The organism is Streptomyces sp. NPDC048560 (assembly GCF_040650955.1).
Taxonomy (GTDB): domain Bacteria; phylum Actinomycetota; class Actinomycetes; order Streptomycetales; family Streptomycetaceae; genus Streptomyces.
This window is the reverse complement of record NZ_JBEZIJ010000001.1, coordinates 959,212-985,352: the sequence shown is the minus strand read 5'-3', so window position 1 is coordinate 985,352 and position 26,141 is coordinate 959,212. Positions and strand designations below refer to the sequence as shown.

The window sequence follows — 26,141 nt, the reverse complement described above, 5'->3', positions numbered from 1 at the left end:
CATGTGGCGTCCGGACCGGATGCGGCGACCGGACGGGGCATAGAAGTCGTGTGGCGGGTAGGCGCAGTTGGGGCCCGCGGCCTCGCCCCCGGGCGCCGCCCCGGACGACGAGCCGGGGGAGGTAGGAGTCAGCGGGTGCCAGGTGTGGTTCGCTGGGCACTCTCGCCGTACGGACCCGGCACCAGGGCCGCTCCAGGGGTGAGGGACAATGAACGCTCTGCCAGGGCGGGTTGATCGCAGAGGGGACGCATGTCGGAGGCGGAGCAGGCACGGGAGCCCCAACGGGACAAGGAAGACCGTCTTCTCGCGGGGCGCTACCGGCTCGGGGCGGTGCTCGGCCGTGGCGGAATGGGCACGGTCTGGCGAGCCGTGGACGAGACGCTGGGCCGCACGGTGGCCGTCAAGGAACTGCGGTTCCCCTCGGCCATCGACGAGGACGAGAAGCGCCGGCTGATCACGCGAACCCTGCGTGAGGCGAAGGCGATCGCCAGGATCCGCAACAACGGCGCGGTGACGGTCTACGACGTCGTCGACGAGGACGACCGGCCGTGGATCGTCATGGAACTCATCGAGGGCAAGTCCCTCGCCGAGGCGATCCGCGAGGACGGGACACTGACGCCGAGGCGCGCGGCCGAGGTGGGCCTCGCCATCCTCGACGTGCTGCGCCAGGCACACCGCGAGGGCATCCTGCACCGCGACGTGAAGCCGTCCAACGTCCTGATCTCCGAGGACGGCCGCGTCGTACTGACCGACTTCGGGATCGCCCAGGTCGAGGGCGACCCGTCCGTGACCTCGACGGGCATGCTCGTCGGCGCGCCCTCGTACATCTCGCCGGAGCGGGCCCGGGGGCACAAGCCCGGACCGCCCGCCGACCTGTGGTCGCTCGGCGGACTGCTGTACGCGAGCGTCGAGGGGTGCCCGCCCTACGACAAGGGGTCGGCGATCGCCACCCTGACCGCCGTCATGACCGAGCCGCTCGACCCGCCCAAGAACGCGGGGCCGCTGGAGGAGGTCATCTACGGCCTGCTGGCCAGGGACCCCGAGCAGCGGCTCGACGACGCCGGTGCGCGAGCCCTCCTCAACGACGTGATCAACGCCCCCGAGCGGCCCGTACCCCCGCCTGCCGACTCGACGCAGGTCATGGCGCTGCCCACGGACGCCGACGTCGCTGCGGCCGCTGCCGGAGCGCCGCCCGAGCGGGCACCCAAGGCCCCGTCGAGGTCCGTCCCCAAGCCCGCCTCCAAGCCCGCCTCCAAGTCCGCCTCGGTCGCGGCCGGTGCCGGTGAGGGGGCCCGGGAGCGGCTGCGCGGCGCGCTGCGCTCCGTGCGGAACGCCAAGGCGGCGCCCGCGGCGGCCGTGACGACGGCTTCGGCCGCCGGTGTGCCCCCGCGGCGTCCCGCGAGTTCACCCACCGCCCAGGTCCGCGCCTCGCTCACCGACGTGGTCCCGCGCCGCACGCTCGCGGTCGTCGCGGGCATCGTCGTGCTCGCTGTGGTCGGCACCGTCCTCGCGTTCAGCTTCGGCGACGACGAGGATCCGCAGGGCGGCAGTTCGGCCGGGGGTGACACGTCCGCGTCGGCGGGCGCCGCCACGGGCGGCTCCGGCGCCTCGGGACAGGGCAAGGGCAAGGAAACGGACGAGAACGCGGGCAAGAACGGCGAGGGGAAGGACACGGCCAAGCCGTCCGACGAGCCCTCCGACAAGCCTGCGAAGGACCCGAAGACCGACAAGCCGGATTCCGGCGGGCTTCCCGCCGGATACGAGTCGGTCACCAACAAGCGGTTCCACTTCGTCATGGCGATGCCCGGGAACTTCACGCCCTACAAGATCGCGGGCAGCAACTCGGGCCAGATATACGCCGTCGACGGCGGCTTCCCGCGCGTTCAGGTCGACTACAACAGTTCACCCGGCGACGACGCCAAGGCCGCCTGGGCGGGGGCGGTGGCGGGCACCAGCGCCCTCAGCAACGGCTACAAGCATCTGGGCATCGACACCGTCCGGTACAACGGCTATCCGACGGTCGCCGACTGGAAGTTCGAGCGGAACCAGGACGGGCAGCGCATCCGGATACTGAACCGGGGCTTCAAGGTCGACGCCACACACGGGTACTCGATCATGATCAGCTGCAAGGCGAGCGAGTGGAACGGCAAGCAGTGCCGGACGCTCCGCGAGACGGCGTTCGCCACGTTCAAGCCCGCCGACTGACGGAGCCGCGGAACGGCTGGGTTGCGGTGACCCGGCCGCGCGGCGGCGACTTGCCACGTATCGTGAGAGGCCGAGGACCGTACGCAGCCGGAACGACGGGTCAATTGCACGGCGAATGACCACAACTGACGGCTTTCTATGTACTCGGTGACCGGGGGACAGCGCGCTCTGGGGAGGCGTCGTGGACGACTATGCGGGTCGGGTGCTTGCCGACCGCTACCGCCTTCCGCTGCCCCCGTCCGACGAGTACGAACTGGTCGAGACCCGGGCGTTCGACACCTACAGCGGCCAGGAAGTCCTGGTGCGGCAGGTGCCGTTGCCGGAGGTCGTGGACGCGGAGGTGCTCGACGACGGCCGTGACCCGCGCGACTTCCGCGCGGACGGGCCGCCGTCCGCAGCCCGGCGCGCCACCGGCCGTACGGTGCGCAGGTCCACGGACCCCGCTGTGCGGCGCGCGATCGAGGCGGCCCAGGCCGCGGCCCAGGTCCCCGACCACCCTCGGCTCGACCAGGTCTTCGACGTGTTCGCCGAGGCGGGTTCGCTGTGGATCGTGAGCGAACTGGTCGCCGCCCGCCCGCTCGCGGCGCTCCTCGCGGAACGGCCGCTCAACCCGTACCGGGCCGCCGAGATCGGCTCCGACGTGCTCACGGCCCTGGCCGTACTCCACGCGCATGGCTGGACGCACCGGAACATCACCGTACGGACGGTGCTGATCTGTGACGACGGCCGGGTCGTGCTGACCGGCCTGGCCGCCGGGGCGGCCGAGGAGGCGCTCTGCGGCTACGTTCCCGCCCCGCGCAACGACGACCAGGACGACTACGCGGCCCCGGCGGTCGAGTCCGGACCCACCGGCCCGTACGTGCCGCCGGCGGACCCTGAGCCGTACCTCCCGCCGCCCGCCGCCGGGGTCCCGGCCTCCCGCACCCCCGCCGCGCTCGACGCCCCGCAGGGCCCTCCCTTCGGTCAGGCGCCGCCGTCTGCCGAGGGCGGGCAGCTCGTACCGCGTCCGGCGCACCCCGCCGTACCCGTCCACCCCCATGCCGCCGAGCCCGGTGCCGGGAGCGCCGCGCAGCTGCGGGCCGCGCGCGCAGGCGCCATCGCGGCCTACCGTGCGGGCGCCCGTGCCGCGGCCCGCGTCAACGAGGAGCGGCACGACGACGAGGAGCGGCACGACGACGAGGACGGCCGGGGCGCACTCCCGAACAGCCGCCCGCCCGCCGAGCACCCGCTGCTGCCCGGAGCGTGGAGCTCCACGGCCGAGGACGTGTACGACGACGAGGACGAGGACGACGACGAAGAGGACGGCGGGCGGGACGAGCCGCCCGGCCGGAGGGTGCACCTGGCCGGTACCTGGGACGACGGCCCCGGAGCCGGCCGCCCCGTACCCGCGGGCGGCTCCGGCGAGGACGCCCTGCGCGCCGACTCCCGCCGCCTGGGCGGTGGCCCCAGGGGGCCCGGCCACGGCGCTCCCCAGGAGCGCAGGCAGCTGCCCGCCGCCGCGCCCTCGGGAAGCTGGGAGGAGGTCGTCGCGGGCAGCAGCGCCACCACGCCCGCCTACCGGGGCCCCGCGACGCCGCTGGCCGCCGAACGCGCACGCCAGGCACGGATCGCCGTCGTCGGCGCGGTCACCGAGCGCTGGGCCCCCGAGCAGGCGGGCCCGGTCCACGAGAACTGGCAGCTCGCCCCGCCCATCGGCCCTTCCACCGACCTGTGGGCACTCGGCGCCCTCCTCTACCGCGCCGTCCAGGGCCACGCCCCGTACCCCGAGGACAACGCGGCCGAGCTCGTCCAGATGGTGTGCGGCGAACCGCCCGCCTTCGCGGAGGAGTGCGGCGCGCTGCGCCCGGTCGTCGAGTCCCTGCTGCGGCAGGACCCCACCGAGCGCCCCGACTTCGAGGAGCTGCGCGGCTGGCTGCGTTCGCTCGTCCGCTCGGCGCCCGAGCCCGAGGCCGGCACCGACGTCGTCACCCTGCCGTCGCCCGACGACACCCGGCTGCCCGTCGTGCGCCGCAGGGGTGAGCTGGTCCGCAGGCGCCGCGGCCGGTCGGGCGGGCCCACGCACGGGCGGCACCGCCAGGGGAAGCAGAAGCAGCGGTCCGAGCGGCCGCGCTACGAGCAGACGCGCCGCGAGCCGCGGCTGCCCCGCGAGCCCAAGGGCCCCAAGGCGCTGCGTACGCCCCCGCCCCGTCGCGAGGACGGACACTCGCCGCGACGGCTGGGACGTCTGCTGCTGGTCCTCATCCTGCTGGCCATGGCCGCCGCCGTCACGTACGCCCTGATGTTCATGCCCAGGACCGGTCCTGAGGAGGGCGCCGGCACGGAGGGCACCCCGTCCGGTTCGGCGGCCCCGAGCGAGCCGGGCAGCCGGCCGCCTTCCGACGACGCCTCGGAACCGGCCGGTTCGCAGCAGCCGCAGACCAGCCGCTCCGCCGTCGCGCTCGCCCCCGGGTACGCGCTGCGCAAGGACGCGGAGGGCTTCGAGATCGGGGCTCCCAAGGGCTGGCAGCGCAGTCCGGCGAACGCGGACCGTCAGGTCCGTTACGGCAGCGACGGGTTCAGCCTGCTGATCGTGCCCGGCCGGGACACGGTCAAGGCCAACGGCAGCGATCCGCTCGACTACCAGCGCGACAAGGAGCCCGAGCTCCAGCCCTTCCGCGACTCCAGCTGGTCGTCCTCCACGGGACTGCGTCGCGTCGACGTCGGCCAACAGGTCATGGCCGAAGGTCAGTTCACCTGGCAGGAGAGCGGTGGCCGCGAGGTCTACGTCCGCAACCTGGTGATGATCGTGGACGGCCGCTACCACACAGTCCAGGTCATCGGCCCGGAGAACGAACGCGACCGCGTCACCGAGATCTACGAACAGGCCATCGCCTCCTACCGCGTTGCGCCCTGAGGGACCGACAGCACCCGGTGGGGCGACAAGCATCACAGTGCGGTCTCGTGGGCGATGCGAGGTTCCATGGCCGTACGTCGCCTCCGTAACCTGGCATCCGAAGGAACGGGGCGGGGACACACGTGGAACATTCGCAGGGCACTGACGCGGGACCCGTACTGGCCGGGCGGTACCGGCTCGGAGAGGTCCTCGGGCGGGGCGGCATGGGGAAGGTCTGGCGCGCCCACGACGAGGTGCTGCACCGGACGGTGGCCGTCAAGGAACTCACCGCCGGGCTGTACGTGGCCGAGGCCGACCGGGCCGTTCTGCACGCCCGTACGCAGAAGGAGGCGCGCGCGGCGGCCCGCATCACCCATCCCGGTGTCGTCACCGTCCACGACGTCATCGAGTACGACAAGCGCCCCTGGATCGTCATGCAGTACGTCGACGGGCCCTCGCTCGCCGAGGCCGCCAAGGAGTCCGGCGAGATCGAGCCCCGCGAGGCGGCCAGGATCGGCCTCCACGTGCTGAGCGCCCTGCGCGCCGCGCACAGCGCCGGGGTGCTGCACCGTGACGTCAAGCCCGGCAACGTCCTGCTCGCCCGGGACGGACGGGTGCTGCTCACGGACTTCGGGATCGCCGCGATCGAGGGTGACGCCACCATCACCCGGACCGGCGAACTCGTCGGCTCCATCGACTATCTGGCGCCCGAACGGGTGCGCGGAGGCGACCCCGGGCCCGCCTCCGACCTCTGGTCCCTGGGCGCCACCCTCTACACGGCGGTCGAGGGGCGCTCACCGTTCCGCCGGACCTCACCCATCTCCACCATGCAGGCCGTCGTCATCGAGGAACCTCCCGCGCCCCGCCGGGCCGGCCCGCTCGGCCCGGTGATCACCGCGCTGCTGCGCAAGGAGCCGGGGGACCGGCCGACGGCGGCCGAGACGGAACAGATGCTGCTGGACGCCATGGAGGGCCGCGAGCCCCGGGGGGCGCAGGCGTACGTGCCGACCCAGCGGGTTCCCGACGAGGCCCTGCGGTTGGCGACGGACGGCGCCACGACCCATCTGACGCAGCCGGTGCGGACGGAGTCCCAGCCCGCACCCGCCGGACCCGGAGGCGTGCCCGCCACCCCCGCGCGCCCGGGCGCCCGTTGGCGTACGGCGCTGGTCGCCCTCGCCGTGGTCGTCGTGCTGGCCGCGGCGGCCGGTCTCCTGGTGACGAAGTACGGGGGCGGCGAGGAGAACCCGCCCGCGAAGGAGGCCGCGGGTCCGGTGACCCGTCCCGCCACCTCGACGGAGCCGAAGCCCACCGAGGAGTCGAAACCGGCCACCCCCGGGATACCAGAGGGCTGGAGCCGGATCAACGACCCGGCCGGCTTCAGCATCGTCGTACCGCCCGGCTGGGAACGGCAGACGGACGGCAGCCAGATCGACTACACGCCGGACGACGGCAGGCACCGCATCCGGATCAGCATCGATCCGGACCCGGACTTCGACAGCCCGTTCGCGCACACGCAGAGCATCGAGAAGGACCTGGAGAAGCGCCTGCCCGCGTACAGCCGCCTGGTGCTCCGGTCCAACGTCCACCGGGACCGGCCCGGATCCCTCTGGGAGTTCACCTGGACCGAGTCCAAGGACCATCCGGGGCCCCGGCACGGAATCGACCAGATGTACTACGCGGAGCCCGGAGGCCCGGAGTACGCGTTCTACATGACGGGCCCCGAGGAGGACTGGCCGGAGAGCCGCGAGCAGTTCGACACGATCGTGCGGAGCTGGCAGCCGCCCGCCGGCGACGGCTGACACCGGCCGGGGCGGGGAAGATTTCCGGTGAGCCCGGTGCGGGCCCCGCGCACCCGGCGCCCGGCTGCGGACGGGGGCAGTCGGTCCGGGATAGCCGCTGATCAGCGGTTATGTGGCCAGCGATCACTGGCTGGGTTGGTGGCGCGGCCCGAGGCCCGCGCACGGGGCTGTTGTGGGGATGGTGAAAACCTATTACCGACGGGTACCCAAAGAGTGCGGCTGCACATACTCTCGCCCTCATGACGGACTCGCAGGCACCCACGGTCACCTCCGGCGCCTCCCTGGGCACGAACCCGGTCGCCCCCGCCCCGGCGGGTGTGCGCACCGCCGCCGACGTGGTCACCCCCGAGGTGGTCGCGCAGCTGACCCGGGGAGTCGTCGGTTCCGGCCGTACCGCCAACCACACCCCCTTCACCGGGGAGAAGCTGGCGGACCTGCCCGAGTCCACCCCCGAGGACGTGGCGACCGCCTTCCAGCGGGCCCGCGCCGCCCAGCCCGCGTGGGCCGCGGTCCCCGTACGCGCCAGGGCCGCCGTCCTCCTGCGCTTCCACGACCTCGTACTGGAACGCCAGGCCGAGGTCCTCGACCTCATCCAGCTGGAGACCGGCAAGGCCAGGCTGCACGCCCACGAAGAGGTCCAGGCGGTGGCCGTCGCGGCCCGCCACTACGGCCGCAAGGCGTCCTCGTACCTCAGGCCGAAGCGCCACACGGGTGTCATACCGACGCTCACCAAGGTGACGGAGCTGCGTCAGCCCCGTGGCGTGATCGGTCAGATCGCCCCCTGGAACTACCCGCTGGAACTGTCCGTGGGCGACGCCCTGCCCGCCTTCGTCTCCGGCAACGCCGTCGTGATGAAGCCCGACACGGAGACCGCGCTGACCGCCCTGTGGGCCCGTGACCTGCTCATCGAGGCCGGACTGCCCGCCGAGGTGTTCCAGGTCGTGCTCGGGGAAGGCCCCGTCGTCGGCCCCGAGGTCGTCAAGCACGCCGACTACGTGTCGTTCACCGGCTCCACCGGAACCGGCCGCCAGGTCGCCCAGGGTGCCGCCGCCCGGCTGGTCGGGGTCTCGCTGGAGCTCGGCGGCAAGAACGCGATGCTCGTCCTGAAGGACGCGGACGTGGAGAAGGCCGCGGCGGGCGCGGTCCGTGCCTGCTTCTCCTCCGCGGGCCAGCTCTGCATCTCGATCGAGCGGCTGTACGTCCACGAGTCCGTCGCCGACGACTTCGTGGAGCGGTTCGCCGCGCGCACCAGGGCCATGCGGCTCGGCAACTCCCTCGCGTACGGCGCCGACATGGGTTCGCTCGTCGGCGAACGGCAGCTGGAGACCGTCACCCGGCATGTCGCCGAGGCCGTCGAGAAGGGCGCCAGGCTCGTCGCGGGCGGCGTCGCCCGGCCCGACATCGGCCCGCTCTTCTACGAGCCGACGATCCTCGACGGCGTCCAGGAGCCGATGGCCGTCTGCACCGAGGAGACCTTCGGGCCGGTCGTCTCGATCTACCGGTTCAGTGACGAGGACGCGGTCGTCGACCTCGCCAACGCCACTCCGTACGGACTCAATTCGAGCGTGTGGACCAAGGACGGGAAGCGCGGTCACCAGGTGGCCGCCCGGCTGCGGACCGGCACGGTCAACATCAACGAGGGGTACGCGCCCGCCTACGGCAGCGTCCAGTCCCCGATGGGCGGCATGAAGGACTCCGGGCTCGGCCGCCGGCACGGCTCCGAGGGCATCCTCAAGTACACCGAGGCCCAGACCGTCGCGCAGCAGCGGCTGATCCCGCTCGCCCCGTCCTTCGGGATGGACGACGCGAAGCACGCGGCCTTCATGAGCGTCAGCCTGAAGGCGATGAAGGCGTTCCGCCTGCGCTGACCGTCAGCACCGCCGCAGCACCCGCTGACCGGCACACACCGCAGCACCTTCTGTCCTTTTCGTACCGAGGAGAGCCATGTCCCAGGACAGCCCTGCCCAGAACCGGTCCGTGCCCGAGGCGGCCGGGGACGACGCCGCGTACGACTACGACGTGCTGATCGTCGGTTCCGGGTTCGGCGGCGCGGTGTCCGCGCTGCGACTGACCGAGAAGGGGTACCGGGTGGGGGTCCTGGAAGCGGGCCGCCGCTTCACCGCGGCGACCCTGCCGAAGAACTCCTGGGACATCAAGAACTTCCTCTGGGCCCCGGCCCTCGGCCTCTTCGGCCTCCAGCGCGTCCATCTCCTCGGCAAGGTGATGGTGCTCGCCGGCGCGGGCGTCGGCGGCGGCTCGCTCAACTACGCCAACACGCTGTACGTTCCGCCCGCCCCGTTCTTCGAGGACCGCCAGTGGGCCGGCATCACCGACTGGCACGACGAGCTGAAGCCGTACTACGACCAGGCCAGGCGGATGCTGGGAGTGCGGCTCAACCCGACCACGACCCCCTCGGACGTCCACCTGAAGGCGGTCGCGCAGGCCATGGGCGTCGGCGACACCTTCCACCTCGCCCCGGTCGGTGTCTTCTTCGGTGACGGGGAGGACGCCGACGGTACGGCGAAGGCGCGGCCCGGAGGCGTGGTCGCCGACCCGTACTTCGGCGGCGCGGGCCCCGACCGCAAGGCCTGCACCGAGTGCGGCGAATGCATGACGGGCTGCCGGCACGGCGCGAAGAACACCCTCAACGAGAACTACCTCCACCTCGCCGAGAAGGGCGGCGCCGTCATCCACCCGATGACCTCCGTCGTCGCCCTCGCGGACGACCCCGACGGCGGCTACCTCGTCTCCACCGTCCCCACCGACCGCCGCAGGAAGGCGGAGCCCACCCGGCTGCGCGCCCGGAAGGTGATCGTGGCCGCGGGTACGTACGGCACGCAGACGCTCCTGCACACGATGAAGGACCAGGGGCTGCTGCCCCGGCTCTCGTCCAGGCTCGGGGAACTGACCCGCACCAACTCCGAGGGCCTCGTCGGCGCGCAGACCAGCGACCGCAGGTACCGCAGGAAGCACGGCGCCGCGAAGGCCGACTTCTCGCAGGGCGTCGCCATCACCTCGTCGATCCACCCCGACGAGAACACCCACATCGAGCCGGTCCGGTACGGCAAGGGATCCAACGCCATGGGTGCGCTGACGCTCCTCCAGGTGCCGTACGGCAGCCGCCGTGTCCTGCGCTGGGCGGGCAGCATGGTCAGGCACCCCGTGCTGGCCGCGCGTTCCCTCTCCAACCGCCGCTGGTCGGAGCGGACCATCATCGGTCTGGTCATGCAGTCGCTGGACAACTCCCTGACGACCTACCGCAAGCCCGGCGGCATCGGAAAGGGCCTGCTCACCGCACGGCAGGGCCACGGCGCCCCCAACCCCACACAGATCGAGGAGGCGACGCGCGGCGCCACGCTGCTCGCCCAGGAGATCAACGGCTTCGCCGGATCGAACATCGGTGAGCTGATGGGCACCCCGCTCACCGCCCACTTCCTGGGCGGCTGTCCGATCGGCGCGGACGCGGAGAGCGGGGTCATCGACCCGTACCACCGGCTGTACGGACACCCGGGGATCTCGGTCGTCGACGGCTCGGCGGTCTCCGCGAACCTCGGCGTCAACCCGTCCCTGACCATCACCGCCCAGGCCGAGCGCGCCATGTCCTTCTGGCCCAACAAGGGTGAGAGCGACCCGCGTCCGGCGCAGGGTGAGGCGTACCGGCGGCTCTCGGCGGTCGAGCCGCACACGCCGGCGGTGCCGAAGGACGCGTTCGGCGCGCTGAAGCTGCCGTTCCTGGGGATGCCGGCCGTCCCGCCGAAGGCGAGGCCCTGACCGGCCCCGGTCATGGCGCGCCCGACTCGGGATCTTGTCCTCCGGGCGCAGGCGGGCTCGAACGGAACGGAGCGCGGCGGGACCGGGCCCCGTGGACCGGTTCGCGGTTCACGGGGCCCGGCCGCGCTGTGCGGCCGGAGGGGGCCCGGGGCAGCGGCGGTGCGCGGCTGCGGGGGACAGCGGGGGACCTGCCCTGGGCTTGGAACGGGCGGCGCGTAGAGCGGGTGGGTTGCGGTCTGCGCAACCGTGGGACCGGATGCGGCCGGTTCGGGCGTCCCCGAAACCGACCGCACTTGGGGTGACCGGGCTGCTGTCCCCTGCCGACCGGTCACGCGCGCCGGGATGCGGTCCCACGACGTACCTGCGGTACGTCACACACCCCAGCGGAGCCACGCGTGGTTTCCTACCGATGCCGCCCCTGGTTGGCACGGACACCCGGACCAACGAAGCCGGTGCGGCACCGGTCACGCGCCGTACGGGTGAGACCCGGCCCGAACGCAGGTACGGCCGTACGTTCGCGCCGTACGTCACACCCGGCCGCGGCACAGCTCCAGCAGCGTCATGGCGAGCGAGGTGCCCGGCTTGCCGAGTGCCTCGCGGTAGTGGCCGAGGACCTCCATCTCGCGGGAGAGGTTCACCCGGCGGCCCCCGGACGTGATCCGCGCCTCCTGGATGACCGCCGAAACGGCCATCCGTTCCTGGACGAGGCCGATGATCCGGTCGTCGAGGGTGTCGATGCGGCTGCGGGCGTCGCCGATCAGCGAGGCGGCGTCGTCGGTGTGCGCGCCGGTCTGCTCGGTGGCCGTCCGGGCGGGGGCGGTGCTGCTCATGAGGGACTCCTGGTGGGGTGAGGCCCCCGGAGCGACAGGCCCGGAACGCCAGAACGCCCCGGGCCTGTCGGCCCGGGGCGCCTGGAACGTTGCTTGTCAGTAGCTCAAGCAGCACGACCATGGCAGCCGGCGGGCCGGGTGCCATAGGTAAAGACGAAGATCGTGTGCTGACGCATGGCGCCCAGTATGACCCCGTCCCGGCCGCCGGGCCAAAGCCGGGCCCGGATGCTGAGACGGCGGGCGGCGCGGGCCTCCCGGTGCGCCCTCACGGGGACCGGGATCCGCCGGGCGGGGGGAGGTGTTCCACGGCCGGTAGAATTACGAGTACGACCCCCTCTCCACCGCCGGAAGGCCGCCCCGTGCCAGCAGCACCCCCCGCCGCCCCCGACATCACCACCGACGTGGTTCTCGTTGTCGACTTCGGCGCGCAGTACGCCCAGCTCATCGCCCGCCGTGTCCGTGAGGCGCGGGTCTACAGCGAGATCGTCCCGTCCACGATGCCGGTGGCCGAGATGCTGGCCAAGAACCCGCGCGCGATCATCCTGTCGGGCGGCCCGTCCTCGGTGTACGCGGAGGGGGCGCCCACCCTGGACCGTTCGCTGTTCGAGGCCGGGGTCCCCGTCTTCGGCATGTGCTACGGCTTCCAGCTGATGGCGACCACGCTCGGCGGAACCGTCGACGACAACGGCGCCCGTGAGTACGGCCGCACCGCGCTCACCGTCTCCAAGAGCGGCTCCACGCTCTTCGAGGGCACGCCCGACGAGCAGCCGGTGTGGATGTCGCACGGCGACGCCTGCTCCGCCGCGCCCGAGGGCTTCACCGTCACCGCGTCCACCGACGTCGTACCGGTAGCCGCCTTCGAGAACGACGAGAAGAAGCTGTACGGCGTCCAGTACCACCCGGAGGTCATGCACTCCACGTACGGCCAGCAGGTCCTGGAGCACTTCCTCTACCGCGGTGCCGGCATCGAGCCGAACTGGACGACCACCAACGTCGTCGAGGAGCAGATCGCGCTGATCCGCGAGCAGGTCGGCAACAAGCGCGCCATCTGCGGCCTCTCCGGCGGCGTGGACTCCGCGGTCGCCGCGGCACTCGTCCAGAAGGCCATCGGCTCCCAGCTCACCTGCGTCTACGTCGACCACGGGCTGATGCGCAAGGGCGAGACCGAGCAGGTCGAGAAGGACTTCGTGGCCGCCACGGGCGTCAAGCTCAGGGTGGTCGACGCGGAGAAGCGCTTCCTCGACGCGCTGGCCGGTGTCTCCGACCCGGAGCAGAAGCGGAAGATCATCGGACGCGAGTTCATCCGCGTCTTCGAGCAGGCCCAGGCCGAGATCGTGGCCGAGGCCGCCGGTGGCGAGGACGTCGCCTTCCTCGTGCAGGGCACGCTCTACCCGGACGTCGTCGAGTCCGGCGGCGGAACCGGAACCGCCAACATCAAGTCGCACCACAACGTGGGCGGGCTTCCCGAGGACATCGAGTTCAAGCTCGTCGAGCCGCTGCGCCAGCTGTTCAAGGACGAGGTCCGGATGGTCGGCCAGGAGCTCGGGCTGCCCGAGGAGATCGTCCAGCGCCAGCCCTTCCCCGGCCCCGGTCTCGGTATCCGCATCGTCGGCGAGGTCACCAAGGAGCGGCTCGACCTGCTCCGCGAGGCCGACGCCATCGCCCGCGAGGAGCTGACCGCGGCCGGACTGGACCGTGACATCTGGCAGTGCCCGGTCGTCCTCCTCGCGGACGTGCGGAGCGTCGGTGTCCAGGGCGACGGCCGCACGTACGGCCACCCGATCGTCCTGCGCCCGGTCTCCTCCGAGGACGCGATGACGGCCGACTGGTCGCGCCTGCCGTACGAGACGCTGGCGAAGATCTCCACCCGCATCACCAACGAGGTCGCCGACGTCAACCGCGTCGTCCTCGACGTCACGAGCAAGCCGCCGGGCACCATCGAGTGGGAGTAGTCCCACCCGGATGTCGACCGGTGACGCCGCCGCCCTCCCAGGAGGGCGGCGGCGTCACCGCGTTCGGGGCAGGAGGGGCCCCGAAAACCGGTGGCGTCGCGCGAGGACCCGTGCGAGGCTCCGCGCCTATGTCCGCAGATGAGATCCGCGCCCTGATGTCCGCCGCCCACAACGACCGCCTGGTCTGGAACACCCCGCTCTCCGAGGAACACGCGGCGCAGCTGGTGGCCGCCTGCGATCCCGCCGACGGGGCGCGGATCGCGGACCTCGGCAGCGGCTGGGGCGAGCTGCTGATGCGGCTCGTCGAGGCCGCGGGACCCGGCGCGACCGGTGACGGTGTGGAGACCGACCCGGAAGCCGTCGAGCGCGGCCTGCGTCTCGCGCGGGAGCGGGGCCTCGCCGAGCGCGTCCGGTTCCACGAGGTCCCCGCCGCCGACTGGACCGGCGGCGACTACGACCTGGCCGTCTCGATCGGCGCCGCACATGCCTGGCCGGGTGGCGTGCCCCAGGCGCTGAAGGCGCTGCGTGCGGCCGTGCGGCCCGGGGGCCGGGTGCTGTTCGGCGACGGGTTCTGGGAGAAGGAGCCCTCGGCGGCCGTGCTGGAGGGCCTGGAGGCCGGGCCGGACGACTTCCCCACCCTGCTCGGGCTGATCCGGCACGCCGAGGCCGCCGGGCTGCGCCCGCTCCAGGTGACCGTCGCGGACCAGCGGGAATGGGACCTCTTCGAGTCGAACGCCAACATCGGAAGGGGCGAGCGCTGGGCCCTGGCGAACCCCACGCACCCACTGCACGACGGGGTCGTCGCCGCGGTGGACGCCCGCCGCACCGGTTACTACGGCGGCTACCGGGGAACGCTCGGCCTCGCCTACCTCGTGCTGAGCGCCTGACCGTACCCAATCGTTGAGGTGCGCACTCTGGCCACCTCGGACGGCCGGAGGTAACTTCCGGTCCTGTACGTCCCGGGAGCCAGAGGAGCCACCGTGTCCGAGCCCGCCGTCACGCCCGCGCCCATACCTGTCGAGCAGCTGCGGTTCGCCATGCCGCCCGTCCACGCGTCGCCGGGCGAGGAACGCGCGTACCGCCGGGAGCGGCTGGCTGGCGCGCTGCGGCTGTTCGGACGGTACGGGTACGAGGAGGGCGTCTCCGGGCACATCACCGCGCGGGACCCGGAACTCACGGACTGCTTCTGGGTCAATCCCTTCGGGGCGCCCTTCGAGGACCTCGGACCGCAGGACCTGATCCTGGTCAACGGCGACGGCCAGGTCGTCCAGGGGCGCTTCCACGTCAACCAGGCGGCGTTCGCCGTGCACGCCCAGGTCCACCGGGCGCGCCCGGACGTCGTCGCCGTCGCGCACACCCACTCGCTGCACGGACGGGCCCTCTCCACGCTCGGGGAGCTCATCGAACCGATCACCCAGGAGGCATGCGCCTTCTACGAGGCCCACGCGCTCTACGACGCGTACACGGGCGTCGTCGTGGACGAGGAGGAGGGGCGGCGGATCGCGAGCGCGCTGGGCGGCCACAAGGCGATCATCCTGCGCAACCACGGGCTGCTGACGGTCGGGGACTCGGTGGACGCGGCGGCCTGGTGGTTCCTCTCGTTGGAGCGCTCGTGCCAGGTCCAGCTGGCCGCGCGGGCCGCGGGGAAGCCCGTGCAGATCGAGCACCGGGACGCCGTCGCCACCCGTGAACAGCTGGGCAGCGACCTCGTGGCCTGGATCAACTACCAGCCCCTGTGGCAGCGCATCAGTCGAACGTTCTGACGAATGGGGCCGTCCCTTCGCCCCGATGCGGTGACCGGTCGTCCAGTACGGCACAATTCGCAGAAATCGACGGTGAGTTGGCCGGTGAGCGAGCGGAAAGGGCGGCGTTCTTCGTGGCTTTGGACGAGGCGAGAAAGAGCAGCACGCACGGCGGTGGCTGTACGTGCGGCGACTGCCCGCACGGAGCACGCGAAGGGCACAGGAGAGCGGTCGCGGCATTCCTGACCAAGCGGGACGAACTGGCCGCGGGCAACGGGCTGCCGGCAGGGGTCGCCCAGTCGGCGTCCGCCTCCCGGCAGTGGGTGTCCGACGAGCTGACCGAATCGGCCCGTACCGTCGCCGACCGGGGCCGCGAGGCGGGAGACGCCTGGCTCCACCAGGTCTGGCGGCGCACCCTGCTCGTCGTCTGGGGCGGTCTCGCCGCCCTCGTCATCGGCGAGACGGCCACCGCGGTCGGCGCGGGCTGGTCCACCGCCCGCACCGCCGGTCTGCTCGCCGGACTCGTCACCGCGGGCCTGCTGACCGGCGCCGCCCGCTTCCACCGGGCGCGCGGCGGTCTCCTCGCCCCGCTGATCGGCGAGGACAACCGGCTCTCCACCTCCCGTACCGTCGCCGCCTCATGGGTCCTCCTCGCCGTCTTCTCCGTGCTCGTCCTCGCGCTCCAGCTGGCGGGCGCCTCCGCGCACGCGGACCGCGACGAGCTGATCGAGGGCCTGGACCTGGTGCGCTCCGCCGGGGTGTTGACCGTGCTCGCGCTGGTGTGCGCCGTCGCCGTCCTCGTGCGGCGGGTGGTGACCGTACGCGTCCTGGCCCAGCGCCTGCAGAAGCTGAGGGCCGACCGGCCGCGCGCCGCCGACCTGCTCACCGACGACTCCGGGCGCGGCAGCTTCACCGATGTGCAGTACGTCCTGGTCAGCGCCGTCGCCGTCCTGTTCGCCGCGGTCCGCCTGGCCCGCCGCCCCGAGCAGCTGCCCGACCTTCCCTGGGGGCTCGCGCTCCTGGTGGCGGTCTCCGCCGCGACGTACTTCGCGGGGAAGTACGCGGAGGGCGGCCGCCCGGTCATCCTCTCGGTCGTGCGGACCCGGGAGGCCGGGGACCTGGACGCGCCGATCCGTACCGGGGACGACATCGAGATCCGTGGCGCCGGTTTCGTACCTCCCGGGGCGGGAAGCCCGGACCGGCTGGCCCGCATGGTCGTCAGGATCGGCCGGGTCCACGTCCACGTCCCGCTGATCCCCGTCGCCGGAGGCTTCGCCAACCCCACCGACACCGTGCTCACCGTGCCGGTGCCCGTGGAGGTCGAACCCGGCGTCGTGGACGTCCAGGTCGTCACGGCCGCCGGGGTGGAGACCAACCGGGTCGTCATCGACGTGACCGACTGAGACCTGACCGGTTGCACAACTGTGCGCGCGGGTCCCCCGGTTGGTCCGCCCCCAGTACGATTCCAGGGGTCGGGCAGGCGGCGGCGACGGGATGCGTGACCGGGATGACAGTGGACAGTTCAGCAGCACATCCGACCTCGGCGGGCCCCTCGCACCGGGCACTGCTCCTGTTCGTACCGGAGTACGTCTCCACGGTCTGGCCGTCGCTGGACTACCTGGACGACGAATACCGCGAACTGCGGAGCGCGCTCACCGACCAGGGGTACGCGATCGATCCGGAGAGTGGTTGCCGGAAGTTCGAGAGCAAGGAACTCGTCCAGTCGATCGCCCGGTTCATCGCCGGCGGGCGCGAGGGCGAGCGCCTGATGGTCTTCCTCAGCGGCCACGGCTTCCACCACGACAGGCAGCACTGGTTCGCGGGCTCCGACTCCTCCGTCGAGACGCGCAGCGCGCAGTCGCTCTCCACGACCAACGTGAACCTGGAGAGCGACTGGGCCGAGCAGGCGGGGCGGAGCGCCGCCGCGCAGATCCTGTTCGTCGTGGACGCCTGCCGTGACCGGCTCGACGAGGACGACGGCAGTGCGTTCAAGGTGCCGTCCGGCACGGACAAGCTCGGCTATCTGATGGCGTGCGAGCCGGACAGGCCCGCGGCCGTCGCGGGTCCGGACGGAGCCCGCTTCAGCCTCTTCACACAAGCCTTCCGGGAGGTGCTCGCCGACGCCCAGGGCCCACTGCTCGCCGACCGGCTGTGCACCCTGCTGGAGTCGGCGATGGCGGATCTGCGCACCCGGCAGTCGAATCCGCCGCCCCCGCAGGTGCCCCGGCTCGGCGGTGAGACCGGCGGCCCCCGGTTCGTCGTCCTGCCCGAGCGGCCCACCGAGGGCCGGCGGGTCCGGCTGGTGCGCGAGCACCCGGTGTGGGACAAGGTCGCAGACCCGCAGGAGGCCGACGAGTGGCGGGCGCAGGCGGAGACCGTGGTCCGCGCCCTCGACCAGGAGCTGGCGTCCGAGCGGAAGAAGCTGCGTGAGGACCCCTGGCTCGACTGGGAGTCGGACCTGCGGGCCTCCGCGCGGATGGCCGAGCTCGTCGGCCGTCCCGACGTCGCCGCGTTCACCGCTGCCGAGGCCGCTCTGCTCGCGGTGGTGCCCGTGCTGTACCTGGGCTTCCGCGTCCGGCTGGCGGCGCGGGCCGACTACCGGGACCTGCGCACCGAGTGGGACCAGTACCCGAGACTCCAGCGGCAGACCGACCCCGGTGGCGGAGCGGACGGCCCGCCCGGTGATCGCCAGGGGGCCGCCGGGGCTTCGCGGCGCGACCGCAGGGTCGCCGAGGCATGGGTGCTCCACCAGACCCGCTGCGACCCCGGGAACGCGCACGACCGTTCCGACGACCTCGTCCGCTTCCTCCAGAACATGCTGGCGGGCACCGACGAGCTGGAGGAGGAGTTCAGCCCGCCGATCGTGTCCTGGCTGTTCCGGGCGATGCGGCACGGCGCCGGTGTGCTGGCCGAACCGCCGGTCCTGGCGGCGCGGGCGCCCGAGGACGGGCCCGCCTGCCAGCGCGTCGGGCTCATGCTCTGCGTCGCCCGCCTCATGGCGCTCGACCGCAGCGAGCTCCCCTCGGTCCTCGTCGAGCACCTGGGGGGCCGTGAGCCCATCGGGCTCGCACGCGTACGGCTCGCCGTCGACGGCGCCCGGTGGTCCATGCCGACGGGGAACAGGGGCACCCTGACGCTGGCGGCCGAGTGCGGCCACCAGGCGCTGATGGTCGCCCTCCAGGAGCAGGTACATGCGCTGGACGGACTGTTCTGCAGCAACCTGCGGATTCCCGGGCTCGCCGATCTGCCGAGCCGGGCGTCGGACATCGAGGTGAAACCGGAGCTGGACCCCGAGACGGGCGAGCCGCGGTTCTATCCGATCGCCACCCGGTTCGGTCTCGACGCCACGCGCGTACGGGATCTGCTGACCGGCGAGGCGCTGTACGGGGACCGGCACCTGGCCATCCGCGAGCTCTACCAGAACGCGATGGACGCCTGCCAGGTGCGCGAGGCGAGGCAGCGGGTCCTCGCCAAGCAGGGGGAGGGCCTGGGCTGGGAGGGTGCGATCGTGTTCACCCAGCAGCTGGACCACACCCGGGGCCGCTGGTACGTCGACTGCGTCGACAACGGCTCGGGCATGGGCCGCCGCGAGCTGCTCCACTCCTTCGCGCAGGGCGGTGCCCGGCTCTCCCATCTGAGTTCGTTCCAGGAGGAGATGCTCACCTGGCGGCAGCTCGGCATCACCGTCCAGCAGAACAGCCGCTTCGGCATCGGCGTCCTGAGCTACTTCATGATCGCCGACGAGATCGAGGTGATCACCCGCAAGTTCCGGCCGGACGGCAACGCGGAGTCCACCGCGCTGCGCGTCACCATCGACGGACCGGAGCACCTCTTCCAGGTGGCCCAGTGCCAGGAGGAGCCGAAGTTCGCCGGGGACGCCTGCGGCACCCGCATCCGCCTCTACCTGCGCGAGGACCTCAAGAACTTCTCGTGCGTGAAGGTGCTGCGGTCGGTGCTGGGCGTGGCCCGCTTCCGTACGGAGGCGGACCACGTGGGAACCGACGCGGAGACCTGGGAGCCGGAGGAGTACACCAGCAAGCCCGATACGGGGACGGACCAGGCCATCGTCGCCGAGGGGGCCCTCGCCCCGGTGCCCGGCGGCAAGGTCTTCTGGTGCGAGCGCGGCGGAGCGCTGCTGGTGGACGGCATCTCGGTGCGCGGGCACTGGTTCCGGGGGGACGGTGACGAGGCGCGGGGCAGGGGAGACGCGATGGTGGTGCGCGGGGCCGTCGTCAATCTCCGGGGTCCGGTGCTCCAGGCCTCGGGCAAGAAGGAGCTGCCCCGGCTCTCCGTGAACCGGTCCGAGATCCTCGACGAGGTGGCTCCCGCCCTCTTCGCCCTGCTCGGCAAGAAGGACGCTGCCCAGGCACTGAGCGAGAGCGACGTGCTCACGGTGGCGTGGCTGGAGAGGATCGCGGACGTGGCGCCGAGGATCGCCGACGCGGTCGTGGCCGGACTGGTCAGAGTGGCCGCGGAACTCGTCTACCAGGACGGGACAGCCCTCCTCCGGGGCACCGGGTTCTGGCTCGGGGACCGTGGGCTGAGGGCCACCTGGGCGGGCGGGCGGAACATGGAGCGGCGCGGGTCCCCGTACAGGTCCGGAGACATGTCCAAGCACCTCCCCGCGCATCTCGCGCTCTGGCGCTACGCCGCCCACTTTCCGCAGGAGGTACGCGCGGCTCTGGGAGACCTGTGTCCGCCCGACCTCGGCACCGTACGGCTGCGCCCCGCGGCTCCCTCGGACGCGGAGCTGCTGGGCCACACCGGTGAGGGTGAGGAGGACTCGCTCACCCTGTGGGACGCGTGGGTCTCGCCCGCGCTCCTGTACGAGCGGGCCGAGATGTTGCACGAGTCCCGCGGCTGGGCCGCCGGTCGCCTTGCCGAACTGAACCTCTCGCTGCCGGTGCCCGAACAGGTCACCCTGCTGTCCACCGCCGAACTGACCCGCCTGACCAGCCAGGACGCGGACGGTCTGAGGCCGTCGGTCCGTCCGGGCGGTGAGATCGGACCGCGTCAGCTGATGAGCGCGTGCCCTGACAGCGGGCCCCAGGAACTGGCTGAGGTGCTGGCGCTCCTCCAGGACCTCGGATATGACACGACGTCCTGCTCGCCACTCCTTGACGCGGAGTCGGTGGAAGCCGGGCTGTTCCGCGACCTGGAGGAGCGCCGTCCGGGGCGTTCCGCAGGCTTGGAGGTGACCGGTCACGAGCACATCCTCGAGCTGGCGGAGGCCCGCGGGCTCGGTGTCCACGAGGTGCGGAGAGTGCTCAGCGACCACCGGTGCCCGACGCAGAGCCCCGACGACCTCAACGACCTCAGCACCGGCTGGCAACTCACCGCGCCCGGGCAGGAGGGTGATCGCCCGGTGGCTTCCCTCGCCGATGTGCACCGGATGGCCCGGGTGAAGAACTGCACCAGGGACCGCGCGGTCCGGCTGCTGGAGGCCCACGGCTGTCTCGTGGACGCCGGGCTTCCCCAGGACGAGCTGCCCGAGCAGGCAGCCATGGATCTGCTCGTCCTCCCGGTCGCGGGACGGGCGCGGCTCGATCTTCGCGGGCCCGCCACGCTCCTGGACCTGCACGCGCTGGCCCGTGAGACGTACAGCACCCTCCCCGAGGTCGCCCGGCTGCTGCGCTCCGTCGCGGTCGACGTCCCCTACGGAGACCTCCCGGACGCCCTCGACCGGGACGATCTCGTGCTGTTGTCCAAGGTCTACGGTGCGGACACGCGTACGCGAAACGGGCTCGACCCCCGGGTACCGGTGCCGGTCGCTCATCTGACGATCACGGCCGCACGGCTGGGCTGGACCGTCACGCACGTACGGGACCGGTTGACCGGCCTGGGCATGGCGCCCGCCGAGCTGCCCGAGCCTCCTGTCGGTCTGGGCGACGAGCGGACGGAACGGATGCTGGCCGGGCGATGGATCCCGTACACGCGGAAGGCCGGACACGAGACGGTCCCCTTCGCCCATGTGATCCAGGCGGCCACCGAACTGGGCTGGGAGCGGGACCGGACGGCGCAGGCCATGCGGCTGCGAGGGCTGGTCGTCCCCGATGCCTGGAGCGAAAGTCTGCCGGAGGTGCACGACACCGACGAGATCCTGCTCAGAATGGACGGCAGCCCGTACAACCCCTGGGTGACTCAGCTGACCCACGTCACCTCCCGCCACGTGGTGCGTGCAGCCGACGCGACCGGCATGACCGTGGACGAGGCCCGCGCGCGTCTGCAGGCGCTCGGAGCAACCGTGAACCCGCTGACGGCGGACGAGGGCGGCTTCGGCGAGAGGGACTGGCTGAACGAGCTGCCGGACAGGAGCTACGCGGCCATGTACCGCTACGTCATCGGCGGCATCCGCGACGATCTCTCCGTCCGTCCGGCCTTCGTCCGGATCGTCTCGCACCTGAACCGCCTCTCCCCGTACGACGTCGCACGACACCTCCGGGCAGCCGGCGCCGGCATCTCGCCCGCCGACTACCCGCTCGACCCGTACCGGCCGGAGGAGCTGCTCCTGCTGAGGGAGGACGCCCTGCCTGACGGCGAGTGGGTGCCCCTCGGCGAACCCGTGAGCCTCGAACACCTCCTGCTCGCCGCCCACCGGCTCTCCACCGACGTCGGCGACGTCGCCGGGCGGCTGCGCGCACTCGGTCTGGTCGTGCCCGACGTGGCCACGACGGTGGCCGGGGCCTGGGCGCTGGTGCCCCGGGCCGCAGGTGTCCGCTGATCGGCCGCACGCCCGATGAGCAGCACGATCGCCCCGTACGTAAGGTCTGGTGACGGGTCAAGGGAAGGCAGGGCGGCCATGAGCGGCTACGGAACCAACGGCTACGGACTCAGCGAACCGAGGAGTCTGCGCGGGCTGGCGCGGCAGCACGCGCTCCTGCCGCTGCGGATCTTCCTCGGTGTCACCTTCGTCTACGCCGGTCTGGACAAGCTGACCGACAGCGCCTTCATGTCCGCCGACGGGCCCGGCTCCATCGGCGAGATGATGAACGCGGTGCGGGACTCGTCCGCGATCCCCGCCCTCGTCGACCTCGCCCTGAAGAGCCCCGTGGGCTTCGGTTACGCCATCGCGGTCGGTGAACTCCTCGTCGGGATCGGCACCCTCGTCGGGCTGTTCGCACGGTTCGCGGCGGCCGGCGGCGCGCTGATCTCGCTCAGCCTCTGGCTGACCGTGAGCTGGCAGACCGAGCCGTACTACTACGGCAACGACCTGATCTATCTCATGGCCTGGCTGCCGCTGGTGCTGGCCGGCGCCGCCGCGTTCTCCGCCGACGCCTTCCTGGCGGCGCGACGGCGACGCACCCTGTAACTCACCCAGGTGATCGTCGCGGCCAGCCAGAGACCGCCGAGGAACACCGGCAGGAAGAACGTCCACGTGGCATCCCACCCGCCCGCCGCGTCGGCCGCGTAACCGGCGGCCAGGGTGAGCATCGCGAGGCCCGCCACCGCTCGGCCCGGCCGGAATTCATGAAGCAGCACGGATGACCTCCACTTGTCCCACGCCGACTTCCAGTCTCAGTTCGACCGTGCCGGCCGGCCCGGCGCCCGCCGGCGGCGCGAGAGTCTGCTCCACGGTCCGGTCCGGGCCCACGTCCACGTCGCCGGGCTTCTGGGCCGGCATCCGGATGTCCCCGAGGCCGGCCTCGGCGTGGACCTTCACCGTCACGTCAGCCGGTACGACGACGACGGCGCGGCCCGCGCCGACCTCCAGGGCCGTCATCACGGTGTCGCCCTTCGGTACGGCGACCTCGGACAGGTCGAGCCGGGCGACTCCGGTACCCAGTTCGTACCGCGGCTGGACGGCCGCGACCGAGGCCGGATTCCACTCCTCGCGGATCCAGTCCGTGCCGATGTCCTTCGGTACGGCCGACGCACCGGCCAGCAGACCGGCCGTGACGACCGTGAGGAAGATCGTGCCGAAGCCGGTGCGCCCCAGGAACGAGCTGACCACCAGCCCGAGCGCGAACACTCCGAGCGCGGCGCAGAGCCCGATCTGAAGGGACGTACCGAGCGGACTGCCCTCCCAGCTCAGGCCCGTGCCGACGCCACCCGCGACCAGCGCCAGGAAGAAGACCAGGCCGCCGATCGACCGCGGCCCCCGGGCCCCCCGCGGACGGTAGGGGGCGCTGTACGGGGCGTCCGCCGTCGCCGTCGGCGCTCCTGCCTCCCGGGAGGAGATCCGCGCGTCCTGCGGGCCCCAGAGGTAGCCGGGTCCCATCGGGCCCGATGTGCCGTCCTTGACGATCGGATCGCGCCACCAGGAGGGGCTGCCCGGCGTCGGCGGGGCCTTCACCTCGGGGGGCGCGCCGTGACCCGGCGTGGCCCCGGCCGCCTGCGCCGACGCCGTGTCGGGCGGGGCGTCGGGCGGAGCCGTCCTGCGGTGCTGCGCCCAGACGGTGGAGCCGATGACGGCGAGCGACAGCATCGCGGCGAAGGCCAGCATCCCGCCGTTGTGCAGCATCGAGAGGAACAGCCCGCAGCCGACGAGAGCGAGGACGAGCGCGATCAGGGAAGCACCCTCGACCCGGCCCGACAGCAGCTTGCGCGCCTCGTTCTCCTCCTCGCCGTCCATGGGGATCAGCAGCCAGGCGAAGCCGTAGAAGATCAGTCCGATGCCGCCGGTCACCGAGAGGACGCCGAGCACGATCCGGAAGATCACCGGATCGACGTCGCAGTACCGGCCGAGCCCGCCGCACACCCCGGCCACCACTTTCTGCCGCGGGCTGCGGTGCAGCTGCGGTTTCTCCTCCGGGGGCGTTGTGACACCGGGGGAGGCGTCCTGGGTAGCGGTCATGTCCCCATGGTGACGGTCCGTACGCCCCCGCGGCACCCGCCCCGACCCTGGCAGGTCCCTGATATTGCCTCCAGGCGACCCCTGGGGGCCGTGGCGGCGGCGTCGCCCGCTCCGCGCGGGCGTCAGGGTCGAATAGGGGCCCGACCCTGATGCCGGCACCCGCGGGCCCGTGTGACGATCGTCGTATGCCAGCCGCCACCGCCCGAGCCGCGAGCTCCGTCTCCTCCGACCCGGAGGAGCCGCCCGTCCGCAAGCTGTACCGCAGCGCCGACGGGCGACTGCTCGGCGGTGTCGCGCGCGGACTGGCGGGCCACCTCGGCCTGCCCGTCGCCTGGGTGCGGTTCCTGTTCCTCGGGCTGTTCTTCGCGGACGGTCTGGGCGCCCTGCTGTACGCCGTGTTCTGGATCGTCGTCCCGCTCGGCGTCGGGGGAGTGGACGCACCTCGCTCCGTCTTCGAGACCGCGCCGGACGGCAGGAGACGGCTCCGCAAGCCGGACAAGGGACAGTTCTTCGCGCTCGTCGCGCTGGTCATCGGCGCCGTGATCTTCGTCGGCAACGTCGACATGGGCAGTGAGGCCGACCGCTACATCTGGCCGACGCTCCTGATCGGCGCCGGTTCCGTACTGGTCTGGCGCCAGGCGGACAACGCGCGGCGGGCCCGCTGGATGGAGGTCGGCCGCCGCCGCCGCGTGCTGCACCTGGCCCGCGCGCTCGCCGGTGTGGCCCTCGTCGGCCTCGGCCTCGCCGTCTTCATGGTGGTGCGCGGCTCGGCGGCGCAGCTCGGCAACGTCCTGACCGCCGCCATCGCCGTGCTCACCGGCATCGCCCTGCTGGCCGGCCCCTATCTCGTGCGGATGACGCAGGACCTCTCCGAGGAACGGCTCATGCGCATCCGCGCCCAGGAGCGCGCCGAGGTCGCGGCCCATGTGCACGACTCGGTCCTGCACACCCTCACCCTGATCCAGCGCAACGCTGACGACGGGGGCGAGGTCCGCAGGCTGGCCCGCGCCCAGGAGCGCGAGCTGCGGAACTGGCTCTACAACCCCGAGGGCACCGGCAAGGACGAGGACGACGAACCGTCCAGCCTCGCCGAGGCGGTCAAGCGCGCCGCCGCCGAGGTCGAGGACAAGCACGGCGTACCCCTGGAGGTCGTCGTCGTCGGCGACTGCCCCCTCGACGAGAAGCTCGCCGCCCAGATGCAGGCCGCACGCGAGGCGATGGTGAACGCCGCCAAGTACGGTGGCGAGGGCGGCGCGGTCCAGGTGTTCGCGGAGGTCGAGGGCCGCACCGTCTTCGTCTCCGTGAAGGACCGCGGTCCGGGATTCGACCTGGATTCGGTTCCGGGCGACAGGATGGGCGTACGAGAATCAATCATCGGCCGGATGCAGCGCAACGGCGGTACGGCGCGGCTGCGTTCGGTGCCCGGTGGGGGCACGGAAGTCGAGCTGGAGATGGAAAGGGCGAGCGAATGACCGAGAACACCGAAGCCACCGGGGGCCCGGAGCGACGGGTACGGGTCGTGCTCGTCGACGACCACCGGATGTTCCGTACCGGAGTCCAGGCCGAGATCGGCCGTACCGAGGAGACCGGGGTCGAGGTCGTCGGTGAGGCCGCCGACGTCGACCAGGCCGTCACGGTCATCACCGCGACCCGCCCCGAGGTCGTCCTCCTCGACGTCCATCTGCCGGGCGGCGGCGGCGTCGAGGTACTGCGGCGCTGTGCCCCGATGATGGGCGCGGCCGAGAACCCGGTGCGCTTCCTGGCGCTGTCCGTCTCGGACGCCGCCGAGGACGTCATCGGTGTCATCCGCGGCGGTGCCCGCGGTTACGTCACCAAGACGATCACGGGTACCGATCTCGTCGACTCGGTCTTCCGGGTGCAGGAGGGCGACGCGGTGTTCTCGCCGCGGCTTGCCGGCTTCGTGCTCGACGCCTTCGCGTCGACCGACGCGCCGCCGGTCGACGAGGACCTGGACCGGCTGACGCAGCGCGAGCGCGAGGTGCTGCGGCTGATCGCCCGGGGATACGCGTACAAGGAGATCGCCAAGCAGCTCTTCATCTCGGTGAAGACGGTCGAGTCGCACGTCTCCGCCGTGCTCAGGAAGCTCCAGCTGTCCAACCGGCACGAGCTGACCCGGTGGGCGACGGCACGCAGGCTGGTCTGATCCACGAGCTCC

Annotated in this window: 16 protein-coding genes; 13 read left to right on the top strand and 3 right to left on the bottom strand. The window is 72.3% G+C overall.

Translation table 11 applies throughout. From position 1 onward, the window contains the following. The first annotated feature begins 249 nt into the window (after nucleotides 1–249). The 5 genes from AB0C82_RS04300 (at nucleotide 250) to AB0C82_RS04280 (ending at nucleotide 10,647) form a co-directional block, all read left to right on the top strand. Complete coding sequence (locus AB0C82_RS04300; RefSeq protein ID WP_362836116.1) at nucleotides 250–2,205, top strand: serine/threonine-protein kinase; 1,956 nt, start codon at nucleotides 250–252, stop codon at nucleotides 2,203–2,205. Between the two features lie 181 nt (nucleotides 2,206–2,386). Then, complete coding sequence (locus AB0C82_RS04295; RefSeq protein ID WP_362836114.1) at nucleotides 2,387–5,098, top strand: protein kinase; 2,712 nt, start codon at nucleotides 2,387–2,389, stop codon at nucleotides 5,096–5,098. Nucleotides 5,099–5,220: 122 nt separating this feature from the next. After that, nucleotides 5,221–6,876, top strand: coding sequence for a protein kinase (locus AB0C82_RS04290; RefSeq protein ID WP_362836112.1), 1,656 nt, complete (start codon nucleotides 5,221–5,223; stop codon nucleotides 6,874–6,876). Nucleotides 6,877–7,115: 239 nt separating this feature from the next. Beyond that, nucleotides 7,116–8,744, top strand: a complete 1,629-nt coding sequence (locus AB0C82_RS04285; RefSeq protein ID WP_362836110.1) for a succinic semialdehyde dehydrogenase — start codon at nucleotides 7,116–7,118, stop codon at nucleotides 8,742–8,744. Between the two features lie 76 nt (nucleotides 8,745–8,820). Continuing rightward, nucleotides 8,821–10,647 carry a GMC family oxidoreductase gene (locus AB0C82_RS04280; RefSeq protein ID WP_362836108.1) on the top strand — a complete coding sequence of 609 codons (1,827 nt, stop codon included), beginning with the start codon at nucleotides 8,821–8,823 and terminating at the stop codon, nucleotides 10,645–10,647. A 527-nt stretch (nucleotides 10,648–11,174) separates the two neighbouring features. Here the strand turns inward: AB0C82_RS04280 and AB0C82_RS04275 are convergent. Then, nucleotides 11,175–11,477, bottom strand: a complete 303-nt coding sequence (locus AB0C82_RS04275; protein ID WP_362836106.1) for a chorismate mutase — start codon at nucleotides 11,475–11,477, stop codon at nucleotides 11,175–11,177. Nucleotides 11,478–11,836: 359 nt separating this feature from the next. On the opposite strand from AB0C82_RS04275, the gene guaA reads away from it, so the two are divergent. From guaA to AB0C82_RS04245, 6 genes are all read left to right on the top strand, one after another. After that, on the top strand, nucleotides 11,837–13,429 hold the full coding sequence (guaA, locus tag AB0C82_RS04270; protein ID WP_362836104.1) for a glutamine-hydrolyzing GMP synthase: 1,593 nt from the start codon (nucleotides 11,837–11,839) through the stop codon (nucleotides 13,427–13,429). A gap of 128 nt (nucleotides 13,430–13,557) precedes the next feature. Then, complete coding sequence (locus AB0C82_RS04265) at nucleotides 13,558–14,316, top strand: class I SAM-dependent methyltransferase (protein WP_362836102.1); 759 nt, start codon at nucleotides 13,558–13,560, stop codon at nucleotides 14,314–14,316. A gap of 93 nt (nucleotides 14,317–14,409) precedes the next feature. Next, nucleotides 14,410–15,192, top strand: a complete 783-nt coding sequence (locus tag AB0C82_RS04260) for a class II aldolase/adducin family protein (protein ID WP_362836101.1) — start codon at nucleotides 14,410–14,412, stop codon at nucleotides 15,190–15,192. Nucleotides 15,193–15,305: 113 nt separating this feature from the next. Further along, complete coding sequence (locus AB0C82_RS04255; RefSeq protein WP_362836099.1) at nucleotides 15,306–16,574, top strand: hypothetical protein; 1,269 nt, start codon at nucleotides 15,306–15,308, stop codon at nucleotides 16,572–16,574. 104 nt (nucleotides 16,575–16,678) lie between these two features. Beyond that, nucleotides 16,679–21,892 carry a caspase family protein gene (locus tag AB0C82_RS04250; RefSeq protein WP_362836097.1) on the top strand — a complete coding sequence of 1,738 codons (5,214 nt, stop codon included), beginning with the start codon at nucleotides 16,679–16,681 and terminating at the stop codon, nucleotides 21,890–21,892. Between the two features lie 78 nt (nucleotides 21,893–21,970). Beyond that, entirely contained in the window at nucleotides 21,971–22,480 is a 510-nt protein-coding gene (locus AB0C82_RS04245; RefSeq protein WP_362836095.1) for a DoxX family protein, read from the top strand. Here the strand turns inward: AB0C82_RS04245 and AB0C82_RS04240 are convergent. Continuing rightward, complete coding sequence (locus tag AB0C82_RS04240) at nucleotides 22,387–22,650, bottom strand: hypothetical protein (RefSeq protein ID WP_362836093.1); 264 nt, start codon at nucleotides 22,648–22,650, stop codon at nucleotides 22,387–22,389. The genes AB0C82_RS04245 and AB0C82_RS04240 overlap by 94 nt on opposite strands. Next, on the bottom strand, nucleotides 22,637–23,965 hold the full coding sequence (locus tag AB0C82_RS04235) for a PspC domain-containing protein (protein WP_362836091.1): 1,329 nt from the start codon (nucleotides 23,963–23,965) through the stop codon (nucleotides 22,637–22,639). The genes AB0C82_RS04240 and AB0C82_RS04235 overlap by 14 nt, the downstream gene beginning before the upstream one ends. Nucleotides 23,966–24,150: 185 nt before the next feature. Here AB0C82_RS04235 and AB0C82_RS04230 point away from each other — a divergent pair, with 185 nt between their 5' ends. Both AB0C82_RS04230 and AB0C82_RS04225 read left to right on the top strand, forming a co-directional pair. Next, nucleotides 24,151–25,437: a PspC domain-containing protein gene (locus tag AB0C82_RS04230; protein ID WP_362836089.1), complete on the top strand. Its 1,287-nt coding sequence runs from the start codon at nucleotides 24,151–24,153 to the stop codon at nucleotides 25,435–25,437. After that, nucleotides 25,434–26,129 (top strand): response regulator transcription factor, encoded by a 696-nt coding sequence (locus tag AB0C82_RS04225; RefSeq protein WP_362836087.1) that lies wholly within the window; start codon nucleotides 25,434–25,436, stop codon nucleotides 26,127–26,129. Before AB0C82_RS04230 ends, AB0C82_RS04225 begins: the two co-directional genes overlap by 4 nt. Nucleotides 26,130–26,141: the final 12 nt, after the last annotated feature.